Source organism: Streptomyces solicavernae, from assembly GCF_029968095.1.
GTDB classification, from domain to species: Bacteria; Actinomycetota; Actinomycetes; order Streptomycetales; family Streptomycetaceae; genus Streptomyces; species Streptomyces solicavernae.
On sequence record NZ_JASCIR010000013.1, the window covers coordinates 24,612 to 50,622 of the forward strand.

Here is a 26,011-nt window from a genome sequence, read left to right on the forward strand (position 1 = left end):
GGTGACCGCGCCCCGGACGACTGCCTACCGCGCAACGAACGGATCTGCGGCGAGCTGCCGCCCCGCGGCCGCCCGAGCCGACCCGCACAAGCCCCGGACAAGCGCCGCACAAGACCCGCGCGCCCGCATAACCTTCCCCCATGACCGATCAGTTGAAGCCCATGCCCGAAGACTGGCAGCGCGCCCTCGCCGTCGTCGCCCACCCGGACGACCTGGAGTACGGCTGCGCGGCCGCGGTCGCGCACTGGACGGACGGCGGCAGGGACGTCACGTACCTCCTCGCCACCCGAGGCGAGGCCGGAATCGACAGCGTCGCCCCCACCGAGTGCGCCGCGCTCCGCGAGCGCGAGCAGCGCGCCGGCGCCGCCGTCGTGGGCGTGGCGAACGTGGAGTTTCTCGACCACCGGGACGGCGTTGTCGAGTACGGCACGGCCCTGCGCCGCGACATCGCCGCCGCCGTACGCCGCCACCGCCCCGAACTCGTCATCACCCTGAACCACCGCGAGACCTGGGCCGGCGGGGCGTTCTGGAACACGCCCGACCACGTCGCCGTCGGCCGCGCCGCGCTCGACGCGGTGGGCGACGCGGGCAACCGCTGGATCTTCCCCGAGCTGACCGAGCAGGGCCTGGAGCCGTGGAACGGGGTGCGCTGGGTCGCGATCGCCGGTTCGGACACCCCGACGCACGCCCAGGACGCAGGCCCCGGCTACGAGCGCGGGGTGCGCTCGCTGCTCGAACACCGCGCGTACATCGAGGCGTTGACGGACGAGGACCCGGAGGGCTACGCGCGCTCGATCCTCGACATGGGCACCTCGATGGTCGCCGACCGGTTCGGCGGGCGGCCCGCGGTCGGGTTCGAGGTCTTCAGCCGTTGAGCCCCCGACCGTTGACCTGGCGCACTGTCAGGAACGGCGGGTATGAGGGGGGCGGCGTGATCGATGGCACGTCGGAGCCGACATGGACTGCCCCCCTCACGAGCGGCTGTCTTGACAACATGGCTTGCTGAAAATGCAATGGCCCGCATGACCCGGACACGGCAGCACGACCCGCACGCCCACGCCCACGCCCACGAGCCCGCCCCCGAAGGCACCGAGGACGTCCTCGCCGAGGTCGGGCCCAGGCTCCGCCGGATTCGCAAGGACCGCGGCGCCACCCTCGCGGGGCTCTCCGAGGTCACGGGGATCTCCGTCAGCACCCTGTCGCGCCTGGAGTCCGGCCACCGCAAGCCCAGCCTCGAACTCCTCCTGCCGATCGCCCGCGCCCACCAGGTCCCGCTCGACGAACTGGTCGGCGCCCCGCCGGTCGGCGACCCGCGTGTGCGGGCCAAGCCGATCGTCCGCAACGGCCGCACGATGGTGCCGCTGACCCGCCAGCCCGGCGGCCTCCAGGCGTACAAGGTGGTGATCCCCCAGCTCACCGAGGTGCCGGAACAGCGCACCCACGAGGGGTACGAGTGGCTGTACGTCCTCTCCGGCAAGCTGCGGCTGCTGCTCGCCGACCACGACGTGGTGCTCGGCACCGGCGAGGCCGCCGAGTTCGACTGCCGGCTGCCGCACTGGTTCGGCCCGGCGGACGGCGGCGGCGTGGAGTTCCTGAGCCTCTTCGGCCCGCAGGGCGAGCGGATGCACGTACGGGCCAAGCCGTCCGCGAAGAAGTAGCTGAAGAAGTAGCTGCAGAAGTAGCCGAAGAAGCGGTTCGATATGGGTTCCCAGGGGGGCAAGCGACCGCTTAGTATGCGATGAGCTCGGCGAGAGAGCTTGGTTCACGACCCTCCGTGGAGGCCCCGCATGCAGGCATGGCGAGTGCACGAGAACGGCGAGCCCGGCGAGGTGATGCGCCTGGAAGAGACGGATGCGCCCACGCCCGCCGAGGGGCAGGTGCTGCTCAAGGTGCGGGCCGCCAACATCAACTTCCCGGACGCGCTGCTCTGCCGCGGCCAGTACCAGGTCCGGCCGCCGCTGCCGTTCACGCCCGGCGTGGAGATCTGCGGCGAGACCGAGGACGGCCGCCGCGTCCTCGCCAACCCGGCCCTGCCGTACGGCGGCTTCGCCGAGTACGCGGTCGCCGACGCGGCCGCCGTGCTGCCCGCGCCCGACGCGCTCGACGACGCCGAGGCCGCCGCGCTGCACATCGGCTACCAGACCGGCTGGTTCGGGCTGCACCGGCGGGCCGCCCTGCAGCCCGGCGAGACGCTGCTCGTGCACGCCGCCGCCGGCGGGGTCGGCTCGGCCGCCGTACAGCTCGGCAAGGCCGCGGGCGCCAAGGTCATCGGAGTCGTCGGCGGCCCCGAAAAGGCGTGCGTGGCCGAGGAGTTGGGCTGCGACGTCGTCATCGACCGGCGCAGCGACGATCTCATCTCCGCCGTCAAGGAGGCCACGGGCGGCCGGGGCGCGGATGTCGTCTACGACCCGGTGGGCGGCGACGCGTACGCCAAGTCCACGAAGTGCGTGGCCTTCGAGGGCCGCATCCTCGTCGTCGGCTTCGCGAGCGGGGCCATTCCGACGCCCGCGCTCAACCACGCCCTGGTGAAGAACTACTCGGTCGTCGGCCTGCACTGGGGCCTCTACAACACCAAGGACCCCGAGGCGGTCCGCCGCTGCCACGACACGCTCACCGAACTCGCCGCGAAGGGCGCCATCAAGCCGCTGATCAGCGAACGGGTCGCCCTGAAGGACGGCGCCGCCGCCGTGCAGCGCGTCGCCGACGGCGTCACCACCGGCCGCGTGGCGATCGTCCCGGAAGGAGCCTGATCCATGACGATCAGTGAGGCTCAACTGCGCGATCGTGTACGGGAGTTGCTTGCCGCGCACCCGATCGCTTCCACCCCGCGCGAGGCCTTCCTCGAAGCGCGCTTCGACGCCGGGCTCGCCTGGGTGCACTTCCCCGAAGGGCTCGGCGGCCTCGGCCTGCCGCGCGCCCAACAGGCCGTCGTGGAAGCCGAGTTGGAGGCGGCGGGCGCGCCCGACAACGACCCGCGGCGCATCGGCATCGGCCTCGGCATGGCCGCGCCCACGATCCTCGCGTACGGCACCGAGGAGCAGAGGCGGCGCTGGCTCAGGCCGCTGTGGCTGGGCGAGGAGGTGTGGTGCCAGCTGTTCTCGGAGCCCGGCGCCGGATCCGACCTCGCGGCGCTCGGCACACGCGCGGTCAGGGAGGGCGACGACTGGGTGGTCAACGGGCAGAAGGTGTGGACGTCCAACGCGCACAACGCCCGCTGGGCCATCCTCATCGCCCGTACCGACCCGGCGCAGCCCAAGCACCGCGGCATCACGTACTTCGTGTGCGACATGACCGACCCCGGCGTCGAGGTGCGGCCGCTGCGGCAGATCACCGGCGAGGCCGAGTTCAACGAGGTGTTCCTCTCCGACGTGCGCATCCCCGACGCGCACCGCCTCGGCGAGGTCGGCGACGGCTGGCGGGTCGCGCAGACCACGCTCATGAACGAGCGCGTGGCCATCGGCGGCATGCGGCTGCCCCGCGAGGGCGGCATGATCGGCCCGGTCGTCGAGACCTGGCGCGCGCGCCCCGAGCTGCGCACCCACGATCTGCACCAGGAACTCCTGAAGCTGTGGGTCGAGGCCGAGGTCGCGCGCCTCACCGGGGAACGCCTGCGCCAGCAGCTCGTCGCCGGCCAGCCGGGCCCCGAGGGCTCCGGCATGAAGCTCGGCTTCGCCCGGCTCAACCAGCGCATCAGCGGCCTGGAGCTCGAACTCCTCGGCGAGGACGGCCTGTCGTACGAGGACTGGACGATGCGCCGCCCCGACATCGTCGACTTCACCGGGCGTGACGCGGGCTACCGCTATCTGCGCGCCAAGGGCAACAGCATCGAGGGCGGGACCAGCGAGGTCCTGCTGAACATCGTCGCCGAACGCGTCCTCGGACTGCCCTCCGAGCCGCGCACCGACAAGGACGTCGCATGGAAGGACCTGGCCAGGTGAGCACCTCTGTGGACCTCCTCTACTCGGAGACCGAGACCGAACTGCGTGCGGCGGTACGGGACGTGCTGACCGACCACTGCACCGCGGCCGACGTCCTGGCCCGGATCGAGACCGACGAGCCGTACGACCGCGAGCTGTGGAAGACCCTCGCGACGGAGATGGGCCTGGCCGGACTCCTCGTACCGGAGAAGCTCGGCGGCCAGGGCGCCACGCACCGCGAGGCGGCCGTAGTCCTGGAGGAGCTGGGACGCGCCGTGGCGCCCGTGCCGTATCTGAGCAGTGCGGTGGTGGCCGTCGAGACGCTGCTCGGCTGTCCGGCGGAGAGGCCCCAAGTGGGCGCGCAGCTCGCGGAGTTGGCCTCCGGACGCCAGATCGGCGCCCTCGTCGTTCCGTTCACGACGGCGCCGCACGCCCCGTACGCGCGGGTGCGCCGCAGCTCCGACGGGCTCCTGCACGGCACGGTGACGGCGGTCGCCGACGCGGCGGGCGCCGATCTCCTCTACGTCGCCACCGACGACGCCCTCTACACGCTCGCCGCCGACCAGGACGGCGTCACCGTCACCCCGCGCACCTCCCTCGACCAGACCCGGCCCCTCGCCGACGTCACCCTCGACGGCGCCCGCGGCGGAGAGCCGATCAGCGAGGACCCGGACACGGCCGTACGACGTGGTCTGCGGGCCGGAGCCGCGCTGCTCGCCTCCGAGCAACTCGGCCTCGCCGACTGGTGCTTGACGGAGACCGTCGCCCACACCCGCGACCGGCACCAGTTCAACCGCCCCGTCGGCTCGTTCCAGGCGCTCAAGCATCGCCTGGCCGACCTGTGGCTGGAGACGGTCAACGCCCGCGCGGCGGCCCGCAACGCGGCGGACGCGCTGGCCACGTCGAGCGCGGAGGCCCCGCTCGCGGCCGCCCTCGCGCAGGCCTACTGCTCCCCGGTCGCGGTGCACGCGGCGGAGGAGGCGCTGCAGTTGCACGGCGGCATCGGCATGACGTGGGAGCACCCGGTGCACCTGTACCTGAAGCGCGCCAAGGCGGATGCGGTGGGGCTCGGTTCGGCGGGGCGGCACCGGGAGGCGGTGGGGGAGCTGGTGGGGCTGGAGGCGCCGTAGGGGGCGGCGGGGGTCTTCCCCCGCCCCCTGTCGGGGTTCCACGTCAGCCCGTCCGCTTACCCATGCCCATGCCCATGCCCATGCCCATGCCCATGCCCGTGCCCCTGCCGCTGCCCCTGTCCCTGCCCTCCTCCCCTGTACGGCATAATTGCGACCCGTTCGCAATAACAGCTGATCTTGAACAGGGGTGTGGGCATGACGGCCCGATCGATACGCACCGCGGGCGGCGCGCTCACCGCGGTCACCGCGCTGGCCCTGGCCGCCTCGGCCTGCTCCGCGCCGAGCGACGGCTCGGGGCGGAACGGCGCGCAGGACAGTGCCGTCGTCGGCATCGCTTACGAGCCCGACAGCCTCAGCCCGCTCCTCGGCTACGGCAAGGACGGCAACTCCAAGATCTTCGACGGGCTGCTCACCCACGACGCGGACATGCAGCTCAAGCCCGCCCTCGCCGCCGAGCTGCCGAAAGTGAGCGACGACGGCAAGACGTACACGTACCAGCTCCGCAAGGGCGTGAAGTTCTCCGACGGGAAGCCGTTCACCGCGAAGGACGTCGTCTTCACGTACGAGACCATCCTCGACAAGAAGACCAACAACGCCTCCAGGACCGAGCTGGACGCCCTGAAGTCCGTCGAGGCGAAGGGCGAGGACCAGGTCGTCTTCCATCTGAAGTACCCCTACGCCCCCTTCGCCGAGCGGACCGTGCTGCCCATCGCGCCCGAGCACGTGGCCGGCAAGCAGGACGTGAACAGCGGCCCCTTCACCACCAAGCCCATCGGCACCGGACCGTACGAGCTGGTCAAGTGGTCCAAGGGCGAGAAGCTCACCTTCAAGGCCAACCCCGACTACTGGGGCGGCGCGCCGAAGATCAAGAAGTTCACCATGGCGGTCATCAAGGACGACGACGTCCGCGCCACCCGCCTGCGCTCCGGCGACCTCGACGGCGCGATCCTGCCGCCCAACCTGGCCAAGGGCTTCAAGGACGACCAGGACAAGACCACGTACACCGCGAAGAGCTTCGACTACCGGCTCGTCACCCTGCCCTCGCACAACAAGGTCACCGGCGACACCGCCGTCCGCCGCGCCCTGGACGTCGCCGTCGACCGCAAGGCGATGGTCGACTCCATCCTCTACGGCGCGGGCAAGGAGGCCTACGGGCCGGTGCCCACCGACAGCGAGTGGTTCACCGAGGGCACCGAGCGCGAGCACGACCTGAAGAAGGCCGAGCAGATCCTCGACGACGCCGGCTGGAAGAAGGGCGAGGACGGAATCCGGGAGAAGGACGGCGTGCGCGCCTCGTTCCCGCTCTGGTACCTGTCCGGCGACAAGCTGCGCCAGGACCACGCCCTCGCCTACGCCTCCGACGCCAAGAAGGCCGGCATCGAGGTCAAGGTCCAGGCCGGCACCTGGGAGGTCATCGAGCCGAGGATGAAGACCGATGCCGTGCTCGCGGGCGGCGGCTCTCCCGCCGACCCCGACTTCGACCAGTACCCCCTCCTCGCCTCCAAGCTCGCCGGTGACGGCTTCAACAACATGGCCTGGTACGACAACCCCACCGTCGACAAGGCCCTCGAAGACGCCCGCAAGACCGACGACAAGGGCAAGCGGAAGGCCGCGTACGACACCATCCAGCGCGAGCTGGTGAAGAACCCGGCCTACACCTTCCTCACGCACATCGACCACCTGTACGTCGTCGACAAGCGCTTCGGCGACCTCACCACCCAGGTCGAGCCGCACGACCACGGCCTCGCCTCCGGCCCCTGGTGGAACGTCGAGGACTGGCAGCCGACGAAGTGAACTCCCCCTCCAGAAAGCTCCCTTGGGGGCCGATGGCGCGCATGACGGCACGGCGGGCCCTGTTCGCCGTGCCCGTCCTGCTCGCCGTCACCTTCGGCGTCTTCGCCGTCGCCGCGGCCTCGCCCTTCGACCCCGTCAAGGCGTACGCGGGCACCGCCGGGCTCACCGCCTCGCAGGAGAACCTCGACCAGCTGCGCGCCAACCTCGGCGTGGACCAGCCGCTGGTCACCCGCTGGTGGGAGTGGCTGACCCACGCCGTCACCGGTGACCTCGGCGACTCGGCGGTCCTGCGCCAGCCCGTCGCCCAGGTCCTCGTCGAGCGGGTCGGCTGGTCCGTGCTCCTCGCCACCGTGGCGTTCGCCGTGGCCGTGCTGCTCGGCACCGCCCTCGGCCTGCTCGCCGCCCGCCGCCAGGGCGGCTGGTTCGACCGCGGGATCACCTCCCTCGCGTACACCCTGGAGGCCGCCCCGCCGTTCTGGCTCGGGCTGCTCGCCATGTGGCTGTTCGCGCTCAAGCTGGGCGTGCTCCCGGCGGGCGGACTCACCGACACCGGCTCGGCCACGGTCACCTTCGACCAGGTCGCGAGCCATCTCGTGCTGCCCGCCGCCGTCCTGGCGCTCTCGCAGCTGCCCTGGTTCGTGCTCTACGTACGCCAAGGTGTCGCCGACGCCCTGGAGGAGGACCCGGTGCGCGGCGCACGCGCGCGTGGGCTCGCCGCGCGGACCGTGCTCCTCGGGCACGCCCTGCGCTCCGGGCTGCTCCCGGTCCTCACCCTGATCGGCTCGCGCGTACCCGAACTCATCACGGGCGCGCTGCTCGTGGAGACCGTGTTCAGCTGGCCCGGCATCGCCGCCGCCACCGTGCAGGCCGCCACCTCCGTGGACTTCCCGCTGCTCGCCGCGCTCACCGTGCTCGCCACGATCGCGGTGCTGCTCGGCAACCTGCTCTCCGACCTCCTTTACGGACTGGCCGACCCGAGGGTGGGATTCGATGGCTGAGACCGCGCCTGAGACCGCCAAGACCGCGCCTGAGACCGCCAAGACCGCGCCTGAGGCCGCCAAGACCGCGCCCGTGACCTGGAAGCCCGCCGGGACCGTGCGCCGCTCCACGCGCGCGTGGCGGGTGCGCAGCTCCGCCGTGATCGTCGGGCTCGTCGTCCTCGCCGTCCTTGTCGTGCCGCCGCTGGTGCAGCTCGACGAACAGGCCGTCGACCTCGCCGCCAAACTCCAACCGCCGTCCCTCGCACACCCCTTCGGCACCGACGACGTGGGCCGCGACCTGCTGCTTCGCTGCGTGTACGGGCTGCGCGTCTCGCTGCTCGTCGGGGTCGTCGCCGCGGTCGTGGCGACGGTCATCGGCACCGCCGTGGGCGCTGCCGCGGCGGCCTCGGGCGGCTGGTTCGACCGGGTCGTGATGCGCCTCGTCGACCTGTTCTCGTCCGTGCCGCACCTGCTGCTCGGCATCTTCATCGTGGCGATGTTCACGCCCGGCGTCTGGCCCGTGGTGATCTCCGTGGCGCTCACCCACTGGCTGTCCACGGCCCGCATCGTCCGCTCCGAGGTGCTGTCGCTGCGCTCCCGGCCGTACGTCGACGCCGCGATCTCCGGCGGCGCCTCCCGGTGGCGGGTCGCCGTGCGCCATCTGCTGCCGGGCGTACTGCCGCAGGCCGGGCTCGCCGCGGTCCTGATGGTGCCGCACGCCATCTTTCACGAGTCCGCGCTGTCCTTCCTCGGCCTCGGCCTGCCCACGCACCAGGCCAGCCTCGGCACCCTCGTGCAGGCCGCCCGCGGCTCGCTGCTCGCCGGCGACTGGTGGCCGACGCTGTTCCCCGGCCTCTTCATCATCGTGCCCACCCTGGCCATCGCCGGGCTCGCGGGCGCCTGGCGGGAGCGGCTCAACCCGCGCCGCCGATCGGAGCTGATGCTGTGACCACCTCGACGTTCCCGGGGCCGTCGGCACCCGTCCTGTCCGTCCAGGGCCTCTCCGTACGCTTCCGGATGCGCGGCGGCACGTTCGTACGGGCCGTCAGCGACGCGCACTTCGAGCTGGCCGCCGGGGAGTGCCTGGCCCTCGTCGGGGAGAGCGGCTGCGGCAAGTCCGTGCTCGCCTCCGCGCTGCTCGGCCTGCTCCCCGGCAACGCCGAGACCGCGGGCAGCGCCCTCCTCGGCGACGACATCGACCTGTTGCGCGCGGACGAGCGGACCCTGGCCCGTACCGTGCGCGGGCGGCGCATCGGACTCGTCCCGCAGTCGCCCGCCGCGCACCTCACGCCCGTACGCACGGTCCGCTCCCAACTGGAGGAGACCGTACGGGAGTTGACCGACACCCCGAAGCCAGGCATCCGCAAGGCGGCGGTGGCGGCGGCCGAGCGGGCCGCGTTCCCCGACGGCCACCTCGACCGGTACCCGCACCAGCTCTCCGGCGGCCTCGCCCAGCGCGCCGCCACCGCGCTCGCCCTCATCGGCGACGCCCCGCTGCTGCTCGCCGACGAGCCCACCACCGGGCTCGACCGGGACCTGGTCGAGCGCACCGTCGACGAGCTGAAGCGGCACACCGGCGAGACGCGCGCCCTGTTGATGATCACCCACGACCTGGCGGCCGCCGAGCGCATCGCCGACCGGATCGCCGTCATGTACGCGGGCCGCATCGTCGAACACGCCGACGCCCGCGCCTTCTTCGGCGAGCCGGGACCCCGCCACCCGTACGCCCGTGGCCTCCTGGACGCTCTGCCCGAGCGGGAGTTCACCCCGATCCCCGGCATGCCGCCCGAGCTGGCCGACCTGCCCGCGGGCTGCGCCTTCGCCCCGCGCTGCCCCACCGCCACCTCCGCCTGCGCGGTGCTGCCGCCGCTCGACGACGGTGTCGCCTGCCACCACGCCCTGGAGGCCCAGCGTGCTTGAACTCCAGGACGTCACCGCCGGGTACGAGCGCCGCGTGCCCGTCTTCCGTGACGTCTCCCTGACCGTCGCCCCCGGTGAGGCCGTCGGCCTGCTCGGGCCGAGCGGCTGCGGCAAGTCCACGCTGGCCCGGGTCGGGGCCCTCCTGCACCGGCCGGACGCCGGCCGTGTGGTGATCGACGGCGAGGCCGCCGCCGGCTGGCGCCACCGTGCCCCGCGCGCCCGGCGCACCGCGTTCGGCGTGGTCTTCCAGCAGCCCCGGCTCTCCGCCGACCCGCGCCTGCGCCTCACCGACCTGATCGCGGAACCGCTGCGCGCGAACGGCCGCGGCAATGAAGTCACGTATAACGTACGGGAGTTGGCGGAAAAGGTCGGCCTCGGTCCGGAACTGCTCGGCCGCCGCCCGCACGAGGTCAGCGACGGTCAGCTGCAACGCGCCTGCCTGGCCCGCGCGTTGGTGCTGCGGCCGCGCTGGCTGGTGTGCGACGAGATGACGGCGATGCTGGACGCGTCCACGACGGCCGCGCTCGTGGCGGTCGTCGAGGAGTACCGCGCGGAGACCGGCGCGGGCCTGCTCGCCGTGGGCCACGACCGGGTACTGCTGCAGCGGTGGTGCGACCGGACGGCGGAGTGGAGCGACCTCGGGGCCTCCCCGGGCAAGTGACCCATCGGCGCGACAACTGGGGCGACTTGTCCGTCACGCCCCGTCAGTACACGTTCGGGGGACATGTCACTCACCTGGACGGCGCCCTCGCTCCGCCACACTGGCCGCCGTGAGCCACGGAGTTGACGTGGCGGAGGAGGAAGCCACCATGGCCATTTCGATTTCGGTGTTCCTGCTGCTGCTGATCCTTGCGGTGGTGTTCCTGCGCAACGGCGCGCTGAAGCTGTCGCACGCGATCATCTGCGTCCTGCTCGGCTTCTACCTGGCCGGCACGAGCCTCGCGCCCACGATTCAGAACGGCCTCACCGCGACGGCGGACCTTGTGAGCGATCTGAAGCCGTGACGCGTTGCGCGTTGCGCACTGATGAACAACTGTCACCTTTCCATGGACAGTTCAAGCACTCCGCCCTGGCTTCGCTCGCATGCCCCGGACCCCGTAGCGCGGCTGACTCACCCGTCCGCGAACACCCCGATCGCGTTCGGAACCGGCCGCTCGATGCCGCCGCTCGGATGGTTCCGTACGGTCACCGCCGGCGCGCCCGGGTCGCGGGAGGCGAGGGTGGAGGAGCCGCCGCCGTCCAGGCTGAACGCGTCCCGCGCCCCCAACTCCCGCATCAGTTGGGCCACTTCGGCGATCGTCAGGCCCGAACGGAACTCCGGCGCGCCGTCCAGGGCGAGGAGATGCAGCCGGTACCCGGAGTCCGACACGCCGACCGCCGAGCGCACCGCCGACGTCAGCGGGTCAAGGCCGGGCAGCGGGCGCCCGTCCCGCAGTACGGGATAGCCGCCCACCGCGAACCGGAACGGGACCCGCGTATCCGCCGCGACCAGCCGATGCCGTACGAGGACCCGTTCGCCCACCGACAGCTTCCGTAACGCCTGCGCGCCCGACTCGCGGCCGACCAGGACCGTCTCGTGCGCGCCGACCGGCCCGGCACCCGGCGTGTCGGCCGTGGCGACGACACGCCCGGCCCGGACGGTCACCTCGTGCGTGTCCGTGCTGCACGGCGCGGCGCGGTCCGTGTCCGTGCCGCACACCGAGCGCAGCCGGGACACGGTGCCCCAGTCCGAGGTGAACGCGCCCACCGAACCGACCGGCAGGGCGTACTGGTTGAGCCCGCCGAGCGGCAGTCGGGCGTGCTCGGTGCGGACCGTGCCGTGCAGGTCGAGCCGGTCCAGGCGGGCGCGCCGGTCGACGCCGACGCCGAACACATCCGGGGTGTGGGTGCCCGGCGGCAGTGCCGGGCCGAACCGCTGGCCGTCCGGCACCGCCGCCTTGAGCTGCCGCCCGCTCGCCACGGCCGGGCCCACGGAGGCGCCGGTCGCCTCGACGCCCGGGTGCTGTGTCTCCGTGATGTTGAAGAAGTCCCCGTTCACCGCGGCCACGGCGCCCGCCGCGTCGGCCATCGCGGAGACCGTGCGGCGCGCCGCCACGGCACCCGGGTACAGCAGGTCGAGCCGGACGCGCGGGTCGCGCAGGTCCACGGTGAGCAGGTGGGCGCGGGCCGGGCCGTGGGAGGCGGGGAGGGTGAAGGAGCGGTACTCGACGCCGGGGGCGACGCGCACCGGCGACGGGTCGTCCCCGCCGCCCGCCGCGGCGGGTGTGGCTCCGGCGAGGCCCCCGGCGAGGAGGGCGGCGCAGGTGAGGGCGGTAGTCACGGCCCCGCGCCGCGCTCCGCCGAGAGGTGTTCTGATCCGTCCGAACCGTCCGACCCACATCGCGCGCGGCACCGCACCCCCTGATGCGTCACGGGAACGTGTCGCTCAACTGTCCCAGTTCGTGGGGGAGTTCACCAGTACGCGTAGGGCGCCTTCAGGTGCGGCGGCCTCGGCGGCGCAGGACCGCGATCGTGCCCGCGCCCGCCAGGGCGACGAGGCCGACGCCGATCGCGATGTCGGTACCCGTCGTGCCGTCCTGCACGCCGCCGAGTCCGCCCCGTACGCCACGGGCGGCGACTTGGATCGTGTACGTGGACGTGCCGCCGCCGGGGCAGGCGACGTCGACCTTGTGCGTGCCGGGCGCGGCGTCGGACTTGATGGTGGCGTTGCCGGTGTAGACGCCGGCGGAGCCCATCGAGAGCGGCACGCGGGCGGTGAACGCGTCGGACGTGGCGGTCGCCGAGGACGCCGTGCAGCCGCCGGACACGGAGACCACGACGGACGCGCCGGGTGGGGCCGGGCTCGGCGTGATCGACAGGGACGGCTCCGGTCCCGCGACGGCCTGCCCCCTCACGCCGACTACGGCGAGCGAGGCGAGGGCGAGGGAGCCGAGCAGGTGTGCAGCGCGCATGGGGAACCCCACTTCCCGGCGCGGGCCGTCGTCTCGGGTCCGTCGGCTGCCTGACCGCGCCGCGCTCTCATGGAACGTGGCCGGTCCCCGCGCCAGCACCTCGGTGCGGGCCGCCGAACGGGCGTCGCCCGTCCGTGCCGCGAGCCGAACCCGCTGGTCATGCGACCGGGGCCGGGCGCCGCACGCGCCCGGCCCCGGTAGCCCGTGGGTGTGAGGGCACCCCGGGCCGTAGGGGAGGAGGGAGGAGCGAGGAGGGAGGAGCGAGGAGCGAGGAGCGAGGAGGGAGGAAAGGAGTGACGGAAGCAGTTGGTGCGGTCGCCGGGCCGCGGCTGTCCTCGGCTGCGCGGCCCGGCGACCGGATCCGGGGGCCCGGTCAGGCGGCCGGGCCGGGCGCCGCGTGGCGCTCCGTCAGGATGCGGTGCACCAGGCGGGCGCCCGCGCGGGCCGTGCGGTGGTCGACGTCCAGGTCGGGGTTGAGCTCCGCCACGTCCACGACCAGCGGCTTGCCGCTCGCCGCGACCTTGGCGCAGACCCGCTCGACGATCTCCATCGGGACGCCGTGCGCGGCCGGAGCGCTGACGCCGGGTGCGACCGCGGCGGGCAGCACGTCGAGGTCGATGCTCAGGTGCAGCACGTCACCGCTGTCCACGAACGCGTCGGTGAACGCGTCCACCGCGGCCACGTTCAGCAGCCCGCACTCCGTGTCCGGCAGATACCGCACGCCGAGCGAGTCCGCCGTACGGAACAGGTGCTCGGTGTTGCTCGGCTGACTCACGCCCAGGACCTGGTAGTTCAGTCGCCGCCCGTGCTCCTCCTCGCTCCGCGCCATCTGCAGGAACGGCGTGCCGGAGCTGGGCCGTACGTCGTCCCGGAGGTCGAAGTGCGCGTCCAGGTTGAGGACGGCGAGACGCCCGCCGGACCGCATCGCCGCGCTCTCGCGCACCCCGAGGTACGTGCCGTACGCCACCTCGTGGCCGCCGCCGAGGACGATCACCGGGGAGCCGCTGTCGAGCAGCGCGGCGACGGCCTCGCCGAGGCGGCGGTGGCCCGACTCCAGGTCCCCGTCGGCGACTTCGACGTCACCGGCGTCCAGCGCGGTCAGCGAGGCCGGGAGCGCCATCGGCGCCAGGGCGGCGCGGAGTTCGGCGGGGCCGTTGGCCGCGCCCTGCCGGCCCTTGTTGCGCCGTACGCCCTCGTCGCTGCGGAAGCCGACGAACGTCGCGTCCCACGGGCCGGGACCACCGGAGTCCGCAGCGACGACGTGGTGCCAGCGCAGATGTGCCTCACCGGGACCGTCGTCCCGTCCGTGCCACCGCTGCGCGGCCGCGTCGACGGGGACGGCATACGACGTGCTCACTTGGCGTCACCCTCGGCCATCGGGACGCGCACGCCGCGCTCGCGGGCCACGTCGCTCGCGTGGTCGTACCCGGCGTCGACGTGCCGGATGACGCCCATGCCGGGGTCGTTGGTGAGGACGCGGGACAGCTTCTGCGCGGCCAGCTCGGTGCCGTCGGCGATGCAGACCTGACCGGCGTGGATGGAGCGGCCCATGCCGACGCCGCCGCCGTGGTGGATCGAGACCCAGGAGGCGCCGGACGAGGTGTTGACCAGGGCGTTGAGCAGCGGCCAGTCGGCGATCGCGTCGGACCCGTCGAGCATGGCCTCGGTCTCGCGGTAGGGGGAGGCCACCGAGCCGGAGTCCAGGTGGTCGCGGCCGATGGCGACCGGGGCGGACAGCTCGCCGTTGGCGACCATCTCGTTGAACTTCAGGCCCGCGCGGTGGCGTTCGCCGTAGCCGAGCCAGCAGATGCGGGCGGGCAGGCCCTCGAAGGAGACGCGCTCGGCGGCCATGTCGAGCCAGCGGTGCAGGTGCTTGTTCTCCGGGAACAGCTCCTTGATGGCCTTGTCGGTGGCCTCGATGTCCTTCGGGTCGCCGGACAGGGCGGCCCAGCGGAACGGGCCGAGGCCCTCCTCGAACAGCGGGCGGATGTGCGCCGGGACGAAGCCGGGGAAGGCGAAGGCGCGGTCGAAGCCGGCCTTGCGGGCCTCGTCGCGGATCGAGTTGCCGTAGTCGAAGACCTCGGCGCCCTTGTCCAGGAAGCCGACCATGGCCTCGACGTGCAGGCGCATCGAGTGGCGGGCCTTGTCGGTGAAGCCGGCCGGGTCCGCCTCGCGCTCCTTGTCCCAGTCCTCGACGGAGATGCCGACGGGCAGGTAGGCCAGCGGGTCGTGGGCGGAGGTCTGGTCGGTGACGATGTCGATCGGGGCCTCGCGGCGCAGCAGCTCCGGGAAGATCTCGGCGGCGTTGCCGACGACGCCGATGGACAGGCCGCGGCGCTCGTCGCGGGCCTTGACCGCCAGCTCCAGGGCGTGGTCCAGGCTGTCGGCCTTGACGTCCAGGTAGCGGGTGCCGATGCGGCGGTCGATGCGGGTCTCGTCGACGTCGACGCAGATCGCGACGCCGTCGTTCATCGTCACCGCGAGCGGCTGCGCGCCGCCCATGCCGCCGACGCCGGCGGTCAGCGTGATCGTCCCGGCGAGGGTGCCGTCGAACTTCTTGCGGGCGACCGCGCCGAAGGTCTCGTAGGTGCCCTGGAGGATGCCCTGGCTGCCGATGTAGATCCACGAACCGGCGGTCATCTGGCCGTACATGGTCAGGCCGCGGGCCTCCAGGGAGCGGAACTCCTCCCAGTTGGCCCAGTCGCCGACCAGGTTGGAGTTGGCGAGCAGCACGCGCGGCGCCCACTCGCTGGTGCGCATCACGCCGACCGGCTTGCCGGACTGCACGAGCATCGTCTCGTCGTCCTTGAGCGTCTTCAGGGTGCGCACGATCGCGTCGTACGCCTCCCAGGTGCGGGCGGCCTTGCCGGTGCCGCCGTAGACGACCAGGTCCTCGGGGTGCTCGGCGACCTCCGGGTCGAGGTTGTTCATGAGCATGCGCAGGGCGCCCTCCTGCTGCCAGCCGAGGCAGGTGAGTTCGCTGCCGCGGGGGGCGCGGATGTGGCGGGCATCGGGGGAGGTGCCGGTCATGTTCTCTCCAGATCGCTTACGGAGGTCGGTGCGGAACTGCGCGGGGCCCACGCCCCTCCCGTGGGGTATGTCGGTACGCCGGTACGGAGGAACGCGGCCCGCTGTGCTCCATGACAGGCCCGGCCGGAGCCCCGATCCAGCGCCGCCGCGCGAAGTTCTCGGATCCGAGAACGCGATCGCCCCCCGCCCGTGATCCGGGGGCCTGACCGGCCCAAGTCGGCTCGCCTACACTTCCGGTGAGGCTCGGGACGCGGCACGGCGGCCCGACGGGGGACGAGGACGGTGGACGGCTTGGTCGTGACGACGGCGGAGCTCGCCGAGCTCTATGCGGAGCAGGAGCCCACGGCCGCCCCGGCCTATCAGCGGGTCAAGGACCTGGTGGCCGGGCAGATCGTCGGCGGGAGCTGGCGCGAGGGGCAGGCGCTGCCCTCGGAGAGCCAGTTCGTGGAGTCGCTCGGCCTGTCCCGGATGACCGTGAACCGGGCGCTGCGCGAGCTGAGCGCCGAGGGCCTGCTGCGCCGGGTGATGGGCGTCGGCACCTTCGTGGAGCGCCGCAAGAGCAGTTCCGCGCTGGTCGAGGTGCACAACATCGCCGACGAGATCCAGGGCCGCGGCCACCGGCACTCCGCCCGCGTCGTCTCCCTGCGCGAGGAGCTGCCCGCCCCGGAGATCGCCGCCCAGCTCGGCCTCGACGGGCGGCGCTGCGCGTTCCGCTCCCGGGTGGTGCACCTGGAGGACGGCGCCCCGGTCCAGCTGGAGGACCGCTTCGTCCACCCGGACTTCGCCCCCGGCTATCTGCAACAGGACTTCACGGCCCGTACGCCGTACACGTTCCTGTCCCAGGTCGCCCCGCTCGGCCGGGGCGAGCACATCGTGGAGGCGGTCCTTCCGTCGGCCGAGGAGTGCGAGATCCTCGGCGTCGGCCCCGGTGAGCCCTGCCTGCTCATCCAGCGGCGTACGTGGTCGCAGGGCGCGGTCGTCAGCGTGGCGCGGCTGATCCACCCCGGCTCGCGCTACCGCCTTGAGGGGACGTTCGACGCGCACTGAGACGCGTACCCGGCGTCGGACGCCGGCCGGACATCGCGGCCGTGAGCCGGTTCGCGGCCTGCTCCAGGACCTCGCGCACCTCGTCGGGCGAGTGCCTGCTGTAGTGCCGCTGCCAGGTGGAGCTGAGCGCGGCGACGGGCCGCTCGTTGTGGTCGAACGCCGCGACGCCGAGCGACCTGAACCCCTCCGAGACCAGCTCGACCTCCTCCGACCAGCCGCGCTCCCGGTCGGTGGCGAGCAGGTCGATCAGCTCGGCGAGGGAGCGCGGCCCCTTGCCGGTGCGGGTGATCAGGCTGGCCTGCCGCGGGAAGAGGGCGCGCAGCTGTGCCGGTGAGGAATGCGCGAGGACGGCTCGGCCGTTGGCGGTGAGGTGGGCGGGCAGCCGTACGCCGACATCGGTGACGAGCGCCGGATCGGCCTGACCGGACCGCCCGGTCGGGGGGCGCTCCTTGAGCAGGTACACCGTCTCCGCGCCGTGCACGATGCCCAGGTGCACGGTCTGGCCGAGCCGGGCCGAGGCGCTGCGCAGGATCGGATGGGCAAGCCGCTCCAGGGGCTCGTGCCGCAGATAGGCCGAGCCGATCTCGAACGATGCGACCCCGAGCCCGTACGCCTGCTCCTTCGGCAGATACGTGACGAAGCCGCGGTCCACCAGGACGGTGAGGATGTGGTACGCCGACGAGCGGGGGATGCCGAGCTCGCGCGCGAGCGCCGCGGCCTGCACCGGTCCGGAGCGGCCCGCGAGATGCAGCAGAATGTCCAGAGCGCGCCCGACCGCGGGCGAGGCGCTGGACGTCGACTCTCGTTCACCCATTGGTCCACCTCTTGACGGCCTTGTATATACAGGCATATACAAGGCCTTCGTCATGCGGGATGTGCCGACGGGAGCCGTAGACCGGCCCGTGTTTGAACCCCGCCACCTCGTCCGGAACACGGCGTTCCAAGGAGGCCCTTCCTTGACCACCGACACCTCGTCGACCCTGCAGCGCGGGCTCAAGTCCCGGCACATACGCTTCATCGCCCTGGGTTCCGCCATCGGGACCGGTCTCTTCTACGGTTCCTCGGAATCCATCAAGACAGCCGGACCCGGTGTCCTGCTGGCCTATCTCATCGGCGGTGCCGCGGTCTTCCTGGTCCTGCGCTCGCTCGGCGAGATGGCGGTGAGCAGCCCGTCCGCCGGATCCTTCGGTGAATACGCAACAAAATACCTCGGAAAGCTGCCCGGCTTCCTCACGGGCTGGACATACGCCCTGGAGATGATCGTCGTCTGTCTGGCGGACATCACGGCCCTCGGGCTCTACATGGGCTTCTGGTTCCCCGACGTGCCCCGCTGGATCTGGCTGCTCGCGGCCGTCGCCGTCATCGGCGTGATGAACCTGTTCAGCGTGAAGGTCTTCGGCGAGCTGGAGTTCTGGCTGTCGTTCGCGAAGATCGTGGCGATCGTCGCGATGATCCTCGGCGGGTTCGCCATCCTCGTCTTCGGCATCGGCGGCGACAGCGGCGCCAGTATCTCCAACCTGTGGGACCACGGCGGCTTCCTGCCCAACGGCGTCGAGGGGCTCGTGCTCTCCTTCGCCGTGGTGATGTTCGCCTTCGGCGGCACCGAGATCATCGGCGTCACCGCCGGTGAGGCGCAGAACCCGGAGAAGACGATCCCGCAGGCCGTCAACTCCATCCCCGTGCGCATCATGCTCTTCTACGTGCTGACCCTCGCCGTCCTGATGTCCCTGGACCCCTGGAAGCACATCGGGTCCGAGGGCAGCCCGTTCGTCGAGATCTTCGCCGGGCTCGGCGTCACCGCCGCCGCGGGCGTGCTCAACCTCGTCGTGATCATCGCCGCGCTCTCCGCCATCAACAGCGACATCTTCGCCGCCGGCCGGATCATGTACGGCATGGCCGAGCGCGGCCAGGCCCCGAAGGTCATGCGCAAGGTCTCCCGCAACGGCGTGCCCACCATGACCGTCGGCATCATGATCGGCGCCCTGCTCCTCGGCGTGGTGCTCAACTACCTGATGCCGGAGCGGATCTTCCTCGTCATCGCCTCGATCGCCACCTTCGCGACCGTCTGGGTCTGGCTGATGATCCTGCTCTCGCAGGTCAGCGCCCGCCGGAAGATGACCCCGGAGGAGGTCGCGGAGCTCAAGTACCCGGCCCCGTTCTGGCCCTACGGGCAGATCATCACCATCGTCTTCATGGCGGGCGTGGTCGTGCTCCTCGCGTTCTCCGAGGACAGCCGGATCGCCCTGATCGTCGGCGGCGTCTGGCTGGCCCTGATGACGTCGGTGTTCTACCTCTTCGTACGGCCGGGGCTGCGGCGTGCGGAGGCGGTGGCCGGTGAAACGGCCGATGCCGCCCCGTCCGCCGAGCCGGTGAAGGCGGCACCCCGGGCATAACCCCAGGCCAGGCACAGGAACCGGCGGCACCGCGAACGACGCGGTGCCGCCGGTTCCTGTCTGTCCGGCGGCCGCCCAACCGTCTGGGATACCAGACAGGAACCCCCTTGCACCCCCTGCCGGAACACCCCCGACCTCAGGCTTCATGGACCCATGAACGAAATCTCCGTAGGGGTCGGCCCCCTCTCCGCCGCCGATGTCGTGTCCGTCGCCCGGCACGGGGCCCGCTTGACCCTCAGCCACGCCGCCCTCGGCGAGATCTCGCAGAGCCGCAAGGTGATCGAGAGCCTCGCCGACGACGTGGTTCCGCACTACGGCGTGTCCACCGGCTTCGGTGCCCTCGCCACCCGCCACATCCCCGTCGAACTCCGCGCCCAGCTCCAGCGCAGCCTGGTCCGCTCCCACGCGGCCGGCTCCGGCCCCGAGGTCGAGCGCGAGGTCGTACGGGCCCTCATGCTGCTCCGCCTCTCCACCCTCGCCACCGGCCGCACCGGCGTCCGCCCCGAGACCGCCCAGGCCTACGCCGACCTGCTCAACGCCGGCATCACCCCGGTCGTCCACGAGTACGGCTCCCTCGGCTGCTCCGGCGACCTCGCCCCGCTCGCCCACTGCGCCCTCGCCGTCATGGGCGAGGGCCAGGTGCGAGACGCCGACGGCGAGCTGATGTCCGCCGCCGACGCCCTCGCCGCCGCCGGGCTCAGCCCGGTCACGCTGGAGGAGAAGGAGGGCCTGGCCCTCATCAACGGCACCGACGGCATGCTCGGGCAGCTCGTCATGGCCGCCGCCGACCTGAGGCTGCTGCTGCGCACCGCCGACATCGCCGCCGCGATGAGCGTCGAGGGCCAGCTCGGCACCGACCGCGTCTTCGCCGCCGACCTGCAGGCCCTGCGCCCGCACCCCGGTCAGGCCTCCAGCGCCGCCAACCTGACGGCCCTGCTCGCGGACTCGGCGATCGTCGCCAGCCACCGCGGCCCCGAGTGCACCCGCGTCCAGGACGCGTACTCCCTTCGCTGCACCCCGCAGGTCCACGGCACCGCCCGCGACACCCTCGCGCACGCCGAGACCGTCGCCGACCGCGAGCTCGCCAGCGCCATCGACAACCCCGTCGTCACCCCCGACGGCCGCGTCGAGTCCAACGGCAACTTCCACGGCGCGCCCGTGGCCGCCGTCCTGGACTTCCTGGCGATCTCCGTCGCCGACCTCGCCTCGCTCAGCGAGCGCCGTACGGACCGCTTCCTGGACGTGGCCCGCAACCACGGCCTCAACGCGTTCCTCGCGGACGACCCCGGCGTCGACTCCGGCCACATGATCGCCCAGTACACCCAGGCCGGCATCGTCTCCGAGCTCAAGCGGCTCGCCGCCCCGGCCTCCGTGGACTCGATCCCCTCCAGCGCCATGCAGGAGGACCACGTGTCCATGGGCTGGTCCGCCGCCCGCAAGCTGCGCCGCGCCATCGACGGCCTGACCCGTGTCGTCGCCGTCGAGATCCTCACCGCGGCCCGCGCGCTCGACCTGCGCGCCCCGCTCACGCCGTCGCCGGCCACCGCCGCCGTCGTCGCGGGCCTGCGCGAGCACGTCGAGGGCCCCGGCACGGACCGGTACCTCGCCCCCGAGATCGAGGCCGCCGTGCAGTACGTCCGTGAGGGCCGCGCCCTCGCCGCCGCCGAGTCGGTGACGGGTCAACTCGGCTGAGTCCGCCGGTCGCGACGGGCATCGGCGGGGCGGGTCAGGAACCCGCTCCGCCGATCCTGCGGCTCAACTGCTCCGCCGTACGCGAGACCTGGGCCGCGATCCGGTGCTGCTCCGCCGCGTCCACCTCCTCGGCGGGGAACGTGACCGCCACCCCGGCCACCGGGTGCGCCCGGTGGTCCAGGACCGCCGCGGCGACGGACGCGAAGCCGGGGGTCACCTCGCCGTCCTCGGTGGCATACCCGCGCCGCCGCGCCTCCACCAGGAGCTGCCGGAGCGCGGTCAGCGAACCCGGCCCCTTCTCGTTGCGCAGCACGAACGCGGCGGCGTCCGGGAACAGCGCCCGCACCTGCGCCTGCGCGAGCCCGGCGAGCACGGCACGTCCGCTGGCGGTCAGCTGCGCGGGCAGCCGCACGCCGACCTCGGTCACCAGCGGGGCCCGGCCCGGCGCGCGCTCCTCGATGACGTAGATGACCTCGCGCCCGTGCAGCACGGCGAGGTGCGCGTTGTGCCCCGTACGGTCGACGAGCTTCGCCAGCGGCACGCGGGCCAGGCGCTGGAACGGGGCCTGGCGGCTGTACCCGGAGCCGAGCTCGAACGCCCCGACGCCCAGGCCGTACCGCCGCTCCTCCGGCAGATGCACGACGAAGCCCTCGCGGGCCAGGGTGTCGAGCAGGTGGTACGTGGTGGAGCGCGGCACCCCGACGTCCCGGCTGATCGCGGCCGCGGGCACGGGGCCCGCCTGGCCGGCGAGGTAGCGCAGGATGGCGAGGACTTGGGCGGCGGCGGGGACGGGGGCCATGTCCGGAGGTTACGTCCGGGCGCGGTCGTACTCGCCCGAGCGCGGCGGCTTGTCTGGGATACGAGACGCGGATCGCCGCCGTCCGCACTCCGGGCCGTGCCACTCCTTTACGCCGTCAGCTCCTCGAAGTCGGCCTTCTCGCGCACGCCGCAGTCGGGGCACGGCCAGTCGTCGGGTACGCCGGACCACGGCGTGCCGGCCGGGAAGCCCTCGCGGGGCGCACCGGACGCCTCGTCGTACACGAAGTCGCAGACGGGACAGCGGTGCCGGCTCATGCGGTCACCCCGTACCGGTCCCGCTTGCCCGGGTGGACGTTGGCGCGCGTGAGGTCGCCGTCGTAGTGGGCGCGCACCCGGTGGTCCATCACCCGGCGCCACAGCGGCGGGAAGTAGGCGAGCACGATCATCCCCGCGTACCCGGTGGGGAGTTCGGGCGCCTCGTCGCAGTGGCGCAGGGCCTGGTAGCGGCGGGTCGGGTTGGCGTGGTGGTCGCTGTGCCGCTGCAGGTGGTAGAGGAACACGTTCGAGGCGACGTTGTTGCTGTTCCAGCTGTGCCGCGGCGCGCAGCGCTCGTACCGGCCGGAGGGTGTGCGGGCGCGCAACAGGCCGTAGTGCTCGGTGTAGTTGATGACCTCAAGAAGGCTGAAGCCGAACACCGCCTGCGCGAGCAGGTACGGCAGCACCTCGATGCCGAACGCCGCCACGAGCGCGCCGAACAGGACGAGGGACATCGCCCACGCGTTGAGCACGTCGTTGCGCAGCGACCACGGGCTCTTGCCGCGCCGCTCCAGCCGCCGCCGCTCCAGCCCCCACGCCGAGCGCAGGCTGCCGTACACCGTGCGCGGCAGGAACCGCCAGAAGCTCTCGCCGAGGCGGGCGCTCGCCGGGTCCTCCGGGGTGGCGACGCGGACGTGGTGGCCGCGGTTGTGCTCGATGAAGAAGTGCCCGTACAGCGTCTGGGCGAGGGCCACCTTCGACAGCCGGCGCTCCAGCCGTTCCTTCTTGTGGCCCAGTTCGTGGGCGGTGTTGATGCCGATCCCGGCCACCCCGCCGAGCGTGACCGTCAGCCCGATCCGGTCCGCCGTGCCGAGGCCGCCGCGGGTCAGGAGCCAGCAGCCGAGGACGAGGCCCGCGTACTGCAGCGGCAGATACAGGTACGTGCACCAGCGGTAGTAACGGTCCCGCTCCAGCCAGGCCAGCGCGCTCTTGGGCGGGTTGTCCGCGTCCTTGCCGATCAGCTGGTCGATCACCGGGAACACCACGTACAGGAGCACGATCCCGGTCCACCAGAACAGGCCCTGGCCGGTGGCGGCGACCAGGCCCCAGGCGATGAAGGGGAAGGCCGGGATGAACAGTCCGAGCAGCCAGTAGTAGCGCTTCGGATCCCGCCAGTCCGGCTCCGGGATTCCCGTCGAGTCAGCCATGTGACGCCCTCCTCGTGCGGTGGGTTACGTCCGACGCCTCTCCCCGTCCAGCAGTCAGCCACTTGATGACGATGGTGTCAACAGCTGTAACAGGCTCTGGGAGCAGGGGAGTTCGGGGGCGCAGCCGCGTATCAGGCCCCTACCCCTCACCCTCCAGTCGCACGTCCACCGCACCCCGCTCCGTCCAGAACCCCTGGTCCGCGTCCTGGAGGCGGGACGCCGCGTGCTTCATGTGGCGGCGGACCGCCGCGCGGGCCGCGCGGGCGTCGCCGGACTCGACGGCCGTGAGGATCGCATGGTGCTCGACCCGGACCGCCTCGATGAAGTCGTCCCTGCGGGCCTCGTTCGCGCGGGTGACGCGGATGCCGCTGCGCAGCACCTCGCCGAGGTAGCGGACCGTGGAGACCATCACCTCGTTGCCCGTGGACTCGGCGATCGACTGATGGAACGCCAGGTCCTCGTCCACCCCGTCGCCCCCGGCGGCCACGGCCTCGTCGATCGCCGTCAGGGCCTGCCGCATCCGCTCCACGTCGGCCGGGGTGGCCCGGGTCGCGGCGAGGGAGGCCGCCTCGCCCTCCATGGCGCGGCGGACCTCCACGATCTTCAGGACCTTCGCCTTGGTCGCGGAGCCCTCGCTGCCGGCCTCCAGGTCGAGCGGCCGGGTGCGCCGCGGCATGACGAACACGCCGCGGCCCTGCCGGGGTTCGACCAGACCGGCGCTGCGCAGCCGGGACACGGCCTCGCGGATCACCGTGCGGCTCACGCCCAGCTGCTTCACCAACTCGACCTCGGTGGGCAGCTTGTCGCCCTGAGCGAGGCGGCCGGACTCGATCTCCTCCGAGAGGATTGCCGCGACCCGGTCCGCGAGCCGTACGGGGCCACTCACCTTGGAGAACATGCGTGCCAGTCTATCCGTCAGGCCCCGGCCGACCCGGCGGCGGTCGCCACACCGGCGGCCACGGCCTGAGGGTGGTCCTCGACGTACGCCCGTACGACCGCCTCGAAATCGGCGTCGGGCGTGAGGCCGAGCGCCGCCGCCCGCGCGTTGTCGAAGACGGCGGGCCAGGAGCCGACGATCGCCTCGACGGCCGGGTCGGGCGAGACGGTCACCAGGTCCGCGACCGCGTCCCCGGCGACCCGGCGCACCGTGGCCAGCATCTCGGCGAGCGTGACCGTGAGCGCCGGGAGGTTCACCGGAAGGTCCCCGTCCAGCTGACCGGGTCCGCTGCCGCGCTCCGCCTCGGCGATGCGCAGGATCCCCTCGACGGTGCGCCGCGGCGAGGCCAGGGCGACCCGCAGGTCCGGGCTGACCGGGCAGACCGCGGGCAGCCCGGCGAGCGGTTCGCGCACGATGCCGGACAGGAACCCGGAGGCGGCCGCGTTCGGCTTGCCGGGGCGTACGGACACGGTCATCAGGCGGGCCACCCGCCCGTCCAGGAAGCCCCGGCGGGTGTACTCGGCGACCAGCTGCTCGCAGATCCGCTTCTGCACGCCGTAGCTGGAGCGCGGCGTCGGCAGCGTCGACTCGCTGACCACGGCGGGCAGCGGCAGCGCCGCGTCCGAGCCGTACACCGCGACGCTGGACGAGAACACGATCCGCGGCAGCGGGCCACCGGCGGCGGCCTGGGCGCGGGCGGCGTCCAGGAGGGCCCGGGTGGTGTCCAGGTTGGCGCTCATCCCCAGGTCGAAGTCGGCCTCGCACTCGGCGGAGACCGCGGACGCCAGGTGGATCAGTACGTCGACGGGCTCCGCGAACACCTCGTCGAGCCGTTCGGCGAGGTCCCCGCGGACCACCTTCACCAGGGGGTCGGCGAGCACGGGGGAGTCCTCGGGCACGAACCGGTCGGCGAGCACCAGGCGGTCCACGGGGACCCCGCCCAGGGTGCGGCGGTCGAGCAGCGCCTCGGCGACCTTGCGGCCCAGGAAGCCGAATCCGCCGGTGATGACGATCCTCATGCGTGTGCTCCTCGGTGGTGGTGCGTGGCGCGGTGGTGCCTCAGCCAGCCGAGCCCCTCGCTGGTGCCGGCGCGCGGGCGGTACTCGCAGCCGACCCAGCCGTCGAAGCCCAACTCGTCCACGACGGACAGCAGATGACGGAAGTTCAGCTCGCTCGCGCCGTCCGGCTTCGGGTCGTATGATGACCTGCGGACAGCGTCCATGGAGCTGTGATGCCGGTCACAATGTCGATCGCGGCGCCGCTCGCCGGGCGCATCGCTCCGGTCTCCGACGGCCTCCCGCCCATGAACGGGCCCACCCTGGGCAGGACTTCACCCATGGACGAACAGGAAGCCACCGCTCCGGAGAACTCTCTCGGCCCCTGGGCCCGCCACCGCCGCACGCCCCTGTACGCGACCCCGCGCCTGACCGCCTACCGGGACGAGGTCACGTTCCCCGACGGCAGCGGCGGCCCCTACAACTGGGTGCGCGTGCCCGACCAGGTGCGGGTGGCCGCCCTGGTCGACGGGGCGCTCCTGGTCTGCGAGCAGCACCACTACCTGACCGGCGTGATGTGGCAGCTGCCCGGCGGCTCCGTCGACCCCGCCGACGGCGACCCCGCCACGGCCGCACGGCGCGAACTCGCCGAGGAGACCGGCTACCGCGACGGCCACTGGACCGGCCTCGGCGCCCTGCACCCCCTGCCCGGCGCCACCCCGGCCCGCGTGCACCTGTGGCGCACCGTCGACCCGGACCCGTACCCGGCGGCCCCGGAACCCGTCGAGGCCGACCTGAAGATCCACCATGTCCCGCTGGACGAAGCCGTGTCGGCCGTACGGGACGGGCGGCTGCGGTGCGCGGCGAGCGCGGCACTCGTCCTCGCGGTGGCCCTGTCCGACCGCCGGTGAGGCGGCCAGACGCGTGAGGCGGCTCAGGCCCGTGAGGCGGCCAGACGCGTGAGGCGGCTCAGATGCGGGAGGCTGCTCAGGCCGTGAGGAAT

The 26,011-nt window shown here is 72.7% G+C and carries 26 protein-coding genes; 15 read left to right on the forward strand and 11 right to left on the reverse strand.

Annotated features, from left to right (window positions below; genetic code table 11):
- The first annotated feature begins 140 nt into the window (after positions 1 to 140).
- From QIS99_RS16895 to QIS99_RS16945, 11 genes are all read left to right on the forward strand, one after another.
- Positions 141 to 875 (forward strand): PIG-L deacetylase family protein, encoded by a 735-nt coding sequence (locus QIS99_RS16895; protein ID WP_282514225.1) that lies wholly within the window; start codon positions 141 to 143, stop codon positions 873 to 875.
- Between the two features lie 147 nt (positions 876 to 1,022).
- Positions 1,023 to 1,658 carry a helix-turn-helix domain-containing protein gene (locus QIS99_RS16900; protein ID WP_282514226.1) on the forward strand — a complete coding sequence of 212 codons (636 nt, stop codon included), beginning with the start codon at positions 1,023 to 1,025 and terminating at the stop codon, positions 1,656 to 1,658.
- A 129-nt stretch (positions 1,659 to 1,787) separates the two neighbouring features.
- Complete coding sequence (locus QIS99_RS16905) at positions 1,788 to 2,750, forward strand: NADPH:quinone oxidoreductase family protein (protein ID WP_282514228.1); 963 nt, start codon at positions 1,788 to 1,790, stop codon at positions 2,748 to 2,750.
- A gap of 3 nt (positions 2,751 to 2,753) precedes the next feature.
- Entirely contained in the window at positions 2,754 to 3,938 is a 1,185-nt protein-coding gene (locus QIS99_RS16910; RefSeq protein ID WP_282514229.1) for an acyl-CoA dehydrogenase family protein, read from the forward strand.
- Positions 3,917 to 5,047 carry an acyl-CoA dehydrogenase family protein gene (locus QIS99_RS16915; protein ID WP_282514230.1) on the forward strand — a complete coding sequence of 377 codons (1,131 nt, stop codon included), beginning with the start codon at positions 3,917 to 3,919 and terminating at the stop codon, positions 5,045 to 5,047. The genes QIS99_RS16910 and QIS99_RS16915 overlap by 22 nt, the downstream gene beginning before the upstream one ends.
- A 195-nt stretch (positions 5,048 to 5,242) precedes the next feature.
- Positions 5,243 to 6,841 carry an ABC transporter substrate-binding protein gene (locus tag QIS99_RS16920; RefSeq protein ID WP_282514231.1) on the forward strand — a complete coding sequence of 533 codons (1,599 nt, stop codon included), beginning with the start codon at positions 5,243 to 5,245 and terminating at the stop codon, positions 6,839 to 6,841.
- Positions 6,842 to 6,873: 32 nt separating this feature from the next.
- Positions 6,874 to 7,839, forward strand: coding sequence for an ABC transporter permease (locus tag QIS99_RS16925; RefSeq protein ID WP_282514232.1), 966 nt, complete (start codon positions 6,874 to 6,876; stop codon positions 7,837 to 7,839).
- Positions 7,832 to 8,770, forward strand: a complete 939-nt coding sequence (locus QIS99_RS16930; RefSeq protein ID WP_282514233.1) for an ABC transporter permease — start codon at positions 7,832 to 7,834, stop codon at positions 8,768 to 8,770. The genes QIS99_RS16925 and QIS99_RS16930 overlap by 8 nt, the downstream gene beginning before the upstream one ends.
- 68 nt (positions 8,771 to 8,838) lie before the next feature.
- On the forward strand, positions 8,839 to 9,741 hold the full coding sequence (locus tag QIS99_RS16935; protein WP_282514394.1) for an ABC transporter ATP-binding protein: 903 nt from the start codon (positions 8,839 to 8,841) through the stop codon (positions 9,739 to 9,741).
- Positions 9,734 to 10,402 carry an ABC transporter ATP-binding protein gene (locus tag QIS99_RS16940; RefSeq protein ID WP_282514235.1) on the forward strand — a complete coding sequence of 223 codons (669 nt, stop codon included), beginning with the start codon at positions 9,734 to 9,736 and terminating at the stop codon, positions 10,400 to 10,402. The genes QIS99_RS16935 and QIS99_RS16940 overlap by 8 nt, the downstream gene beginning before the upstream one ends.
- A gap of 148 nt (positions 10,403 to 10,550) precedes the next feature.
- A complete protein-coding gene (locus QIS99_RS16945; RefSeq protein WP_282514396.1) occupies positions 10,551 to 10,745 on the forward strand; it encodes a hypothetical protein in 195 nt (64 codons plus the stop codon).
- Between the two features lie 107 nt (positions 10,746 to 10,852).
- Here the strand turns inward: QIS99_RS16945 and QIS99_RS16950 are convergent, their stop codons facing one another.
- From QIS99_RS16950 to hutU, 4 genes are all read right to left on the reverse strand, one after another.
- On the reverse strand, positions 10,853 to 12,121 hold the full coding sequence (locus tag QIS99_RS16950) for a phosphodiester glycosidase family protein (RefSeq protein ID WP_408909575.1): 1,269 nt from the start codon (positions 12,119 to 12,121) through the stop codon (positions 10,853 to 10,855).
- Positions 12,122 to 12,215: 94 nt separating this feature from the next.
- Entirely contained in the window at positions 12,216 to 12,692 is a 477-nt protein-coding gene (locus tag QIS99_RS16955) for a hypothetical protein (RefSeq protein ID WP_282514236.1), read from the reverse strand.
- Positions 12,693 to 13,065: 373 nt separating this feature from the next.
- Positions 13,066 to 14,049 carry a formimidoylglutamase gene (gene hutG / locus QIS99_RS16960; protein WP_282514237.1) on the reverse strand — a complete coding sequence of 328 codons (984 nt, stop codon included), beginning with the start codon at positions 14,047 to 14,049 and terminating at the stop codon, positions 13,066 to 13,068.
- A complete protein-coding gene (hutU, locus tag QIS99_RS16965; protein ID WP_282514238.1) occupies positions 14,046 to 15,722 on the reverse strand; it encodes a urocanate hydratase in 1,677 nt (558 codons plus the stop codon). The genes hutG and hutU overlap by 4 nt, the downstream gene beginning before the upstream one ends.
- A gap of 282 nt (positions 15,723 to 16,004) precedes the next feature.
- On the opposite strand from hutU, the gene hutC reads away from it, so the two are divergent.
- Positions 16,005 to 16,769 (forward strand): histidine utilization repressor, encoded by a 765-nt coding sequence (gene hutC / locus QIS99_RS16970; protein WP_282514239.1) that lies wholly within the window; start codon positions 16,005 to 16,007, stop codon positions 16,767 to 16,769.
- Here hutC and QIS99_RS16975 read toward each other — a convergent pair.
- Positions 16,702 to 17,583, reverse strand: coding sequence for an IclR family transcriptional regulator (locus QIS99_RS16975; RefSeq protein WP_282514241.1), 882 nt, complete (start codon positions 17,581 to 17,583; stop codon positions 16,702 to 16,704). The genes hutC and QIS99_RS16975 overlap by 68 nt on opposite strands.
- A 142-nt stretch (positions 17,584 to 17,725) precedes the next feature.
- On the opposite strand from QIS99_RS16975, the gene QIS99_RS16980 reads away from it, so the two are divergent.
- Entirely contained in the window at positions 17,726 to 19,162 is a 1,437-nt protein-coding gene (locus tag QIS99_RS16980; protein ID WP_282514242.1) for an amino acid permease, read from the forward strand.
- Positions 19,163 to 19,315: 153 nt separating this feature from the next.
- On the forward strand, positions 19,316 to 20,854 hold the full coding sequence (gene hutH / locus QIS99_RS16985; RefSeq protein ID WP_282514243.1) for a histidine ammonia-lyase: 1,539 nt from the start codon (positions 19,316 to 19,318) through the stop codon (positions 20,852 to 20,854).
- 34 nt (positions 20,855 to 20,888) lie between these two features.
- On the opposite strand, the gene QIS99_RS16990 is transcribed toward hutH, so the two are convergent.
- From QIS99_RS16990 to QIS99_RS17015, 6 genes are all read right to left on the reverse strand, one after another.
- Positions 20,889 to 21,653: an IclR family transcriptional regulator gene (locus QIS99_RS16990; RefSeq protein ID WP_282514245.1), complete on the reverse strand. Its 765-nt coding sequence runs from the start codon at positions 21,651 to 21,653 to the stop codon at positions 20,889 to 20,891.
- Between the two features lie 107 nt (positions 21,654 to 21,760).
- The gene (locus QIS99_RS16995) at positions 21,761 to 21,928 is read right to left on the reverse strand and encodes a rubredoxin (RefSeq protein WP_282514246.1); all 168 of its coding nucleotides are present in this window, start codon (positions 21,926 to 21,928) and stop codon (positions 21,761 to 21,763) included.
- Positions 21,925 to 23,076, reverse strand: a complete 1,152-nt coding sequence (locus QIS99_RS17000; RefSeq protein ID WP_282514247.1) for an alkane 1-monooxygenase — start codon at positions 23,074 to 23,076, stop codon at positions 21,925 to 21,927. Before QIS99_RS17000 ends, QIS99_RS16995 begins: the two co-directional genes overlap by 4 nt.
- Before the next feature lie 139 nt (positions 23,077 to 23,215).
- The gene (locus QIS99_RS17005; RefSeq protein WP_282514248.1) at positions 23,216 to 23,974 is read right to left on the reverse strand and encodes a FadR/GntR family transcriptional regulator; all 759 of its coding nucleotides are present in this window, start codon (positions 23,972 to 23,974) and stop codon (positions 23,216 to 23,218) included.
- 17 nt (positions 23,975 to 23,991) lie between these two features.
- Positions 23,992 to 25,032 (reverse strand): D-erythronate dehydrogenase, encoded by a 1,041-nt coding sequence (denD, locus tag QIS99_RS17010; protein ID WP_282514249.1) that lies wholly within the window; start codon positions 25,030 to 25,032, stop codon positions 23,992 to 23,994.
- A complete protein-coding gene (locus QIS99_RS17015; RefSeq protein ID WP_282514250.1) occupies positions 25,029 to 25,235 on the reverse strand; it encodes a hypothetical protein in 207 nt (68 codons plus the stop codon). The genes denD and QIS99_RS17015 overlap by 4 nt, the downstream gene beginning before the upstream one ends.
- A gap of 9 nt (positions 25,236 to 25,244) precedes the next feature.
- Here QIS99_RS17015 and QIS99_RS17020 point away from each other — a divergent pair, with 9 nt between their 5' ends.
- Positions 25,245 to 25,919, forward strand: coding sequence for an NUDIX domain-containing protein (locus tag QIS99_RS17020; RefSeq protein ID WP_282514251.1), 675 nt, complete (start codon positions 25,245 to 25,247; stop codon positions 25,917 to 25,919).
- Positions 25,920 to 26,011: the final 92 nt, after the last annotated feature.

Excerpts from the sequence above, each read along its gene's own strand:
- QIS99_RS16895 (WP_282514225.1), top strand. The coding sequence starts at position 141 with ATGACCGATCAGTTGAAGCCCATGCCCGAAGACTGGCAGCGCGCCCTC.
- QIS99_RS16900 (WP_282514226.1), top strand. The coding sequence starts at position 1,023 with ATGACCCGGACACGGCAGCACGACCCGCACGCCCACGCCCACGCCCAC.
- QIS99_RS16905 (WP_282514228.1), top strand. The coding sequence starts at position 1,788 with ATGCAGGCATGGCGAGTGCACGAGAACGGCGAGCCCGGCGAGGTGATG.
- QIS99_RS16910 (WP_282514229.1), top strand. The coding sequence starts at position 2,754 with ATGACGATCAGTGAGGCTCAACTGCGCGATCGTGTACGGGAGTTGCTT.
- QIS99_RS16915 (WP_282514230.1), top strand. The coding sequence starts at position 3,917 with ATGGAAGGACCTGGCCAGGTGAGCACCTCTGTGGACCTCCTCTACTCG.
- QIS99_RS16920 (WP_282514231.1), top strand. The coding sequence starts at position 5,243 with ATGACGGCCCGATCGATACGCACCGCGGGCGGCGCGCTCACCGCGGTC.
- QIS99_RS16925 (WP_282514232.1), top strand. The coding sequence starts at position 6,874 with ATGGCGCGCATGACGGCACGGCGGGCCCTGTTCGCCGTGCCCGTCCTG.
- QIS99_RS16930 (WP_282514233.1), top strand. The coding sequence starts at position 7,832 with ATGGCTGAGACCGCGCCTGAGACCGCCAAGACCGCGCCTGAGACCGCC.
- QIS99_RS16935 (WP_282514394.1), top strand. The coding sequence starts at position 8,839 with ATGCGCGGCGGCACGTTCGTACGGGCCGTCAGCGACGCGCACTTCGAG.
- QIS99_RS16945 (WP_282514396.1), top strand. The coding sequence starts at position 10,551 with ATGGCCATTTCGATTTCGGTGTTCCTGCTGCTGCTGATCCTTGCGGTG.
- QIS99_RS16950 (WP_408909575.1), bottom strand. The coding sequence starts at position 12,121 with ATGTGGGTCGGACGGTTCGGACGGATCAGAACACCTCTCGGCGGAGCG.
- QIS99_RS16955 (WP_282514236.1), bottom strand. The coding sequence starts at position 12,692 with ATGCGCGCTGCACACCTGCTCGGCTCCCTCGCCCTCGCCTCGCTCGCC.
- hutU (WP_282514238.1), bottom strand. The coding sequence starts at position 15,722 with ATGACCGGCACCTCCCCCGATGCCCGCCACATCCGCGCCCCCCGCGGC.
- QIS99_RS16975 (WP_282514241.1), bottom strand. The coding sequence starts at position 17,583 with ATGGGTGAACGAGAGTCGACGTCCAGCGCCTCGCCCGCGGTCGGGCGC.
- hutH (WP_282514243.1), top strand. The coding sequence starts at position 19,316 with ATGAACGAAATCTCCGTAGGGGTCGGCCCCCTCTCCGCCGCCGATGTC.
- QIS99_RS16990 (WP_282514245.1), bottom strand. The coding sequence starts at position 21,653 with ATGGCCCCCGTCCCCGCCGCCGCCCAAGTCCTCGCCATCCTGCGCTAC.
- QIS99_RS16995 (WP_282514246.1), bottom strand. The coding sequence starts at position 21,928 with ATGAGCCGGCACCGCTGTCCCGTCTGCGACTTCGTGTACGACGAGGCG.
- QIS99_RS17000 (WP_282514247.1), bottom strand. The coding sequence starts at position 23,076 with ATGGCTGACTCGACGGGAATCCCGGAGCCGGACTGGCGGGATCCGAAG.
- QIS99_RS17005 (WP_282514248.1), bottom strand. The coding sequence starts at position 23,974 with ATGTTCTCCAAGGTGAGTGGCCCCGTACGGCTCGCGGACCGGGTCGCG.
- denD (WP_282514249.1), bottom strand. The coding sequence starts at position 25,032 with ATGAGGATCGTCATCACCGGCGGATTCGGCTTCCTGGGCCGCAAGGTC.
- QIS99_RS17015 (WP_282514250.1), bottom strand. The coding sequence starts at position 25,235 with ATGGACGCTGTCCGCAGGTCATCATACGACCCGAAGCCGGACGGCGCG.
- QIS99_RS17020 (WP_282514251.1), top strand. The coding sequence starts at position 25,245 with ATGCCGGTCACAATGTCGATCGCGGCGCCGCTCGCCGGGCGCATCGCT.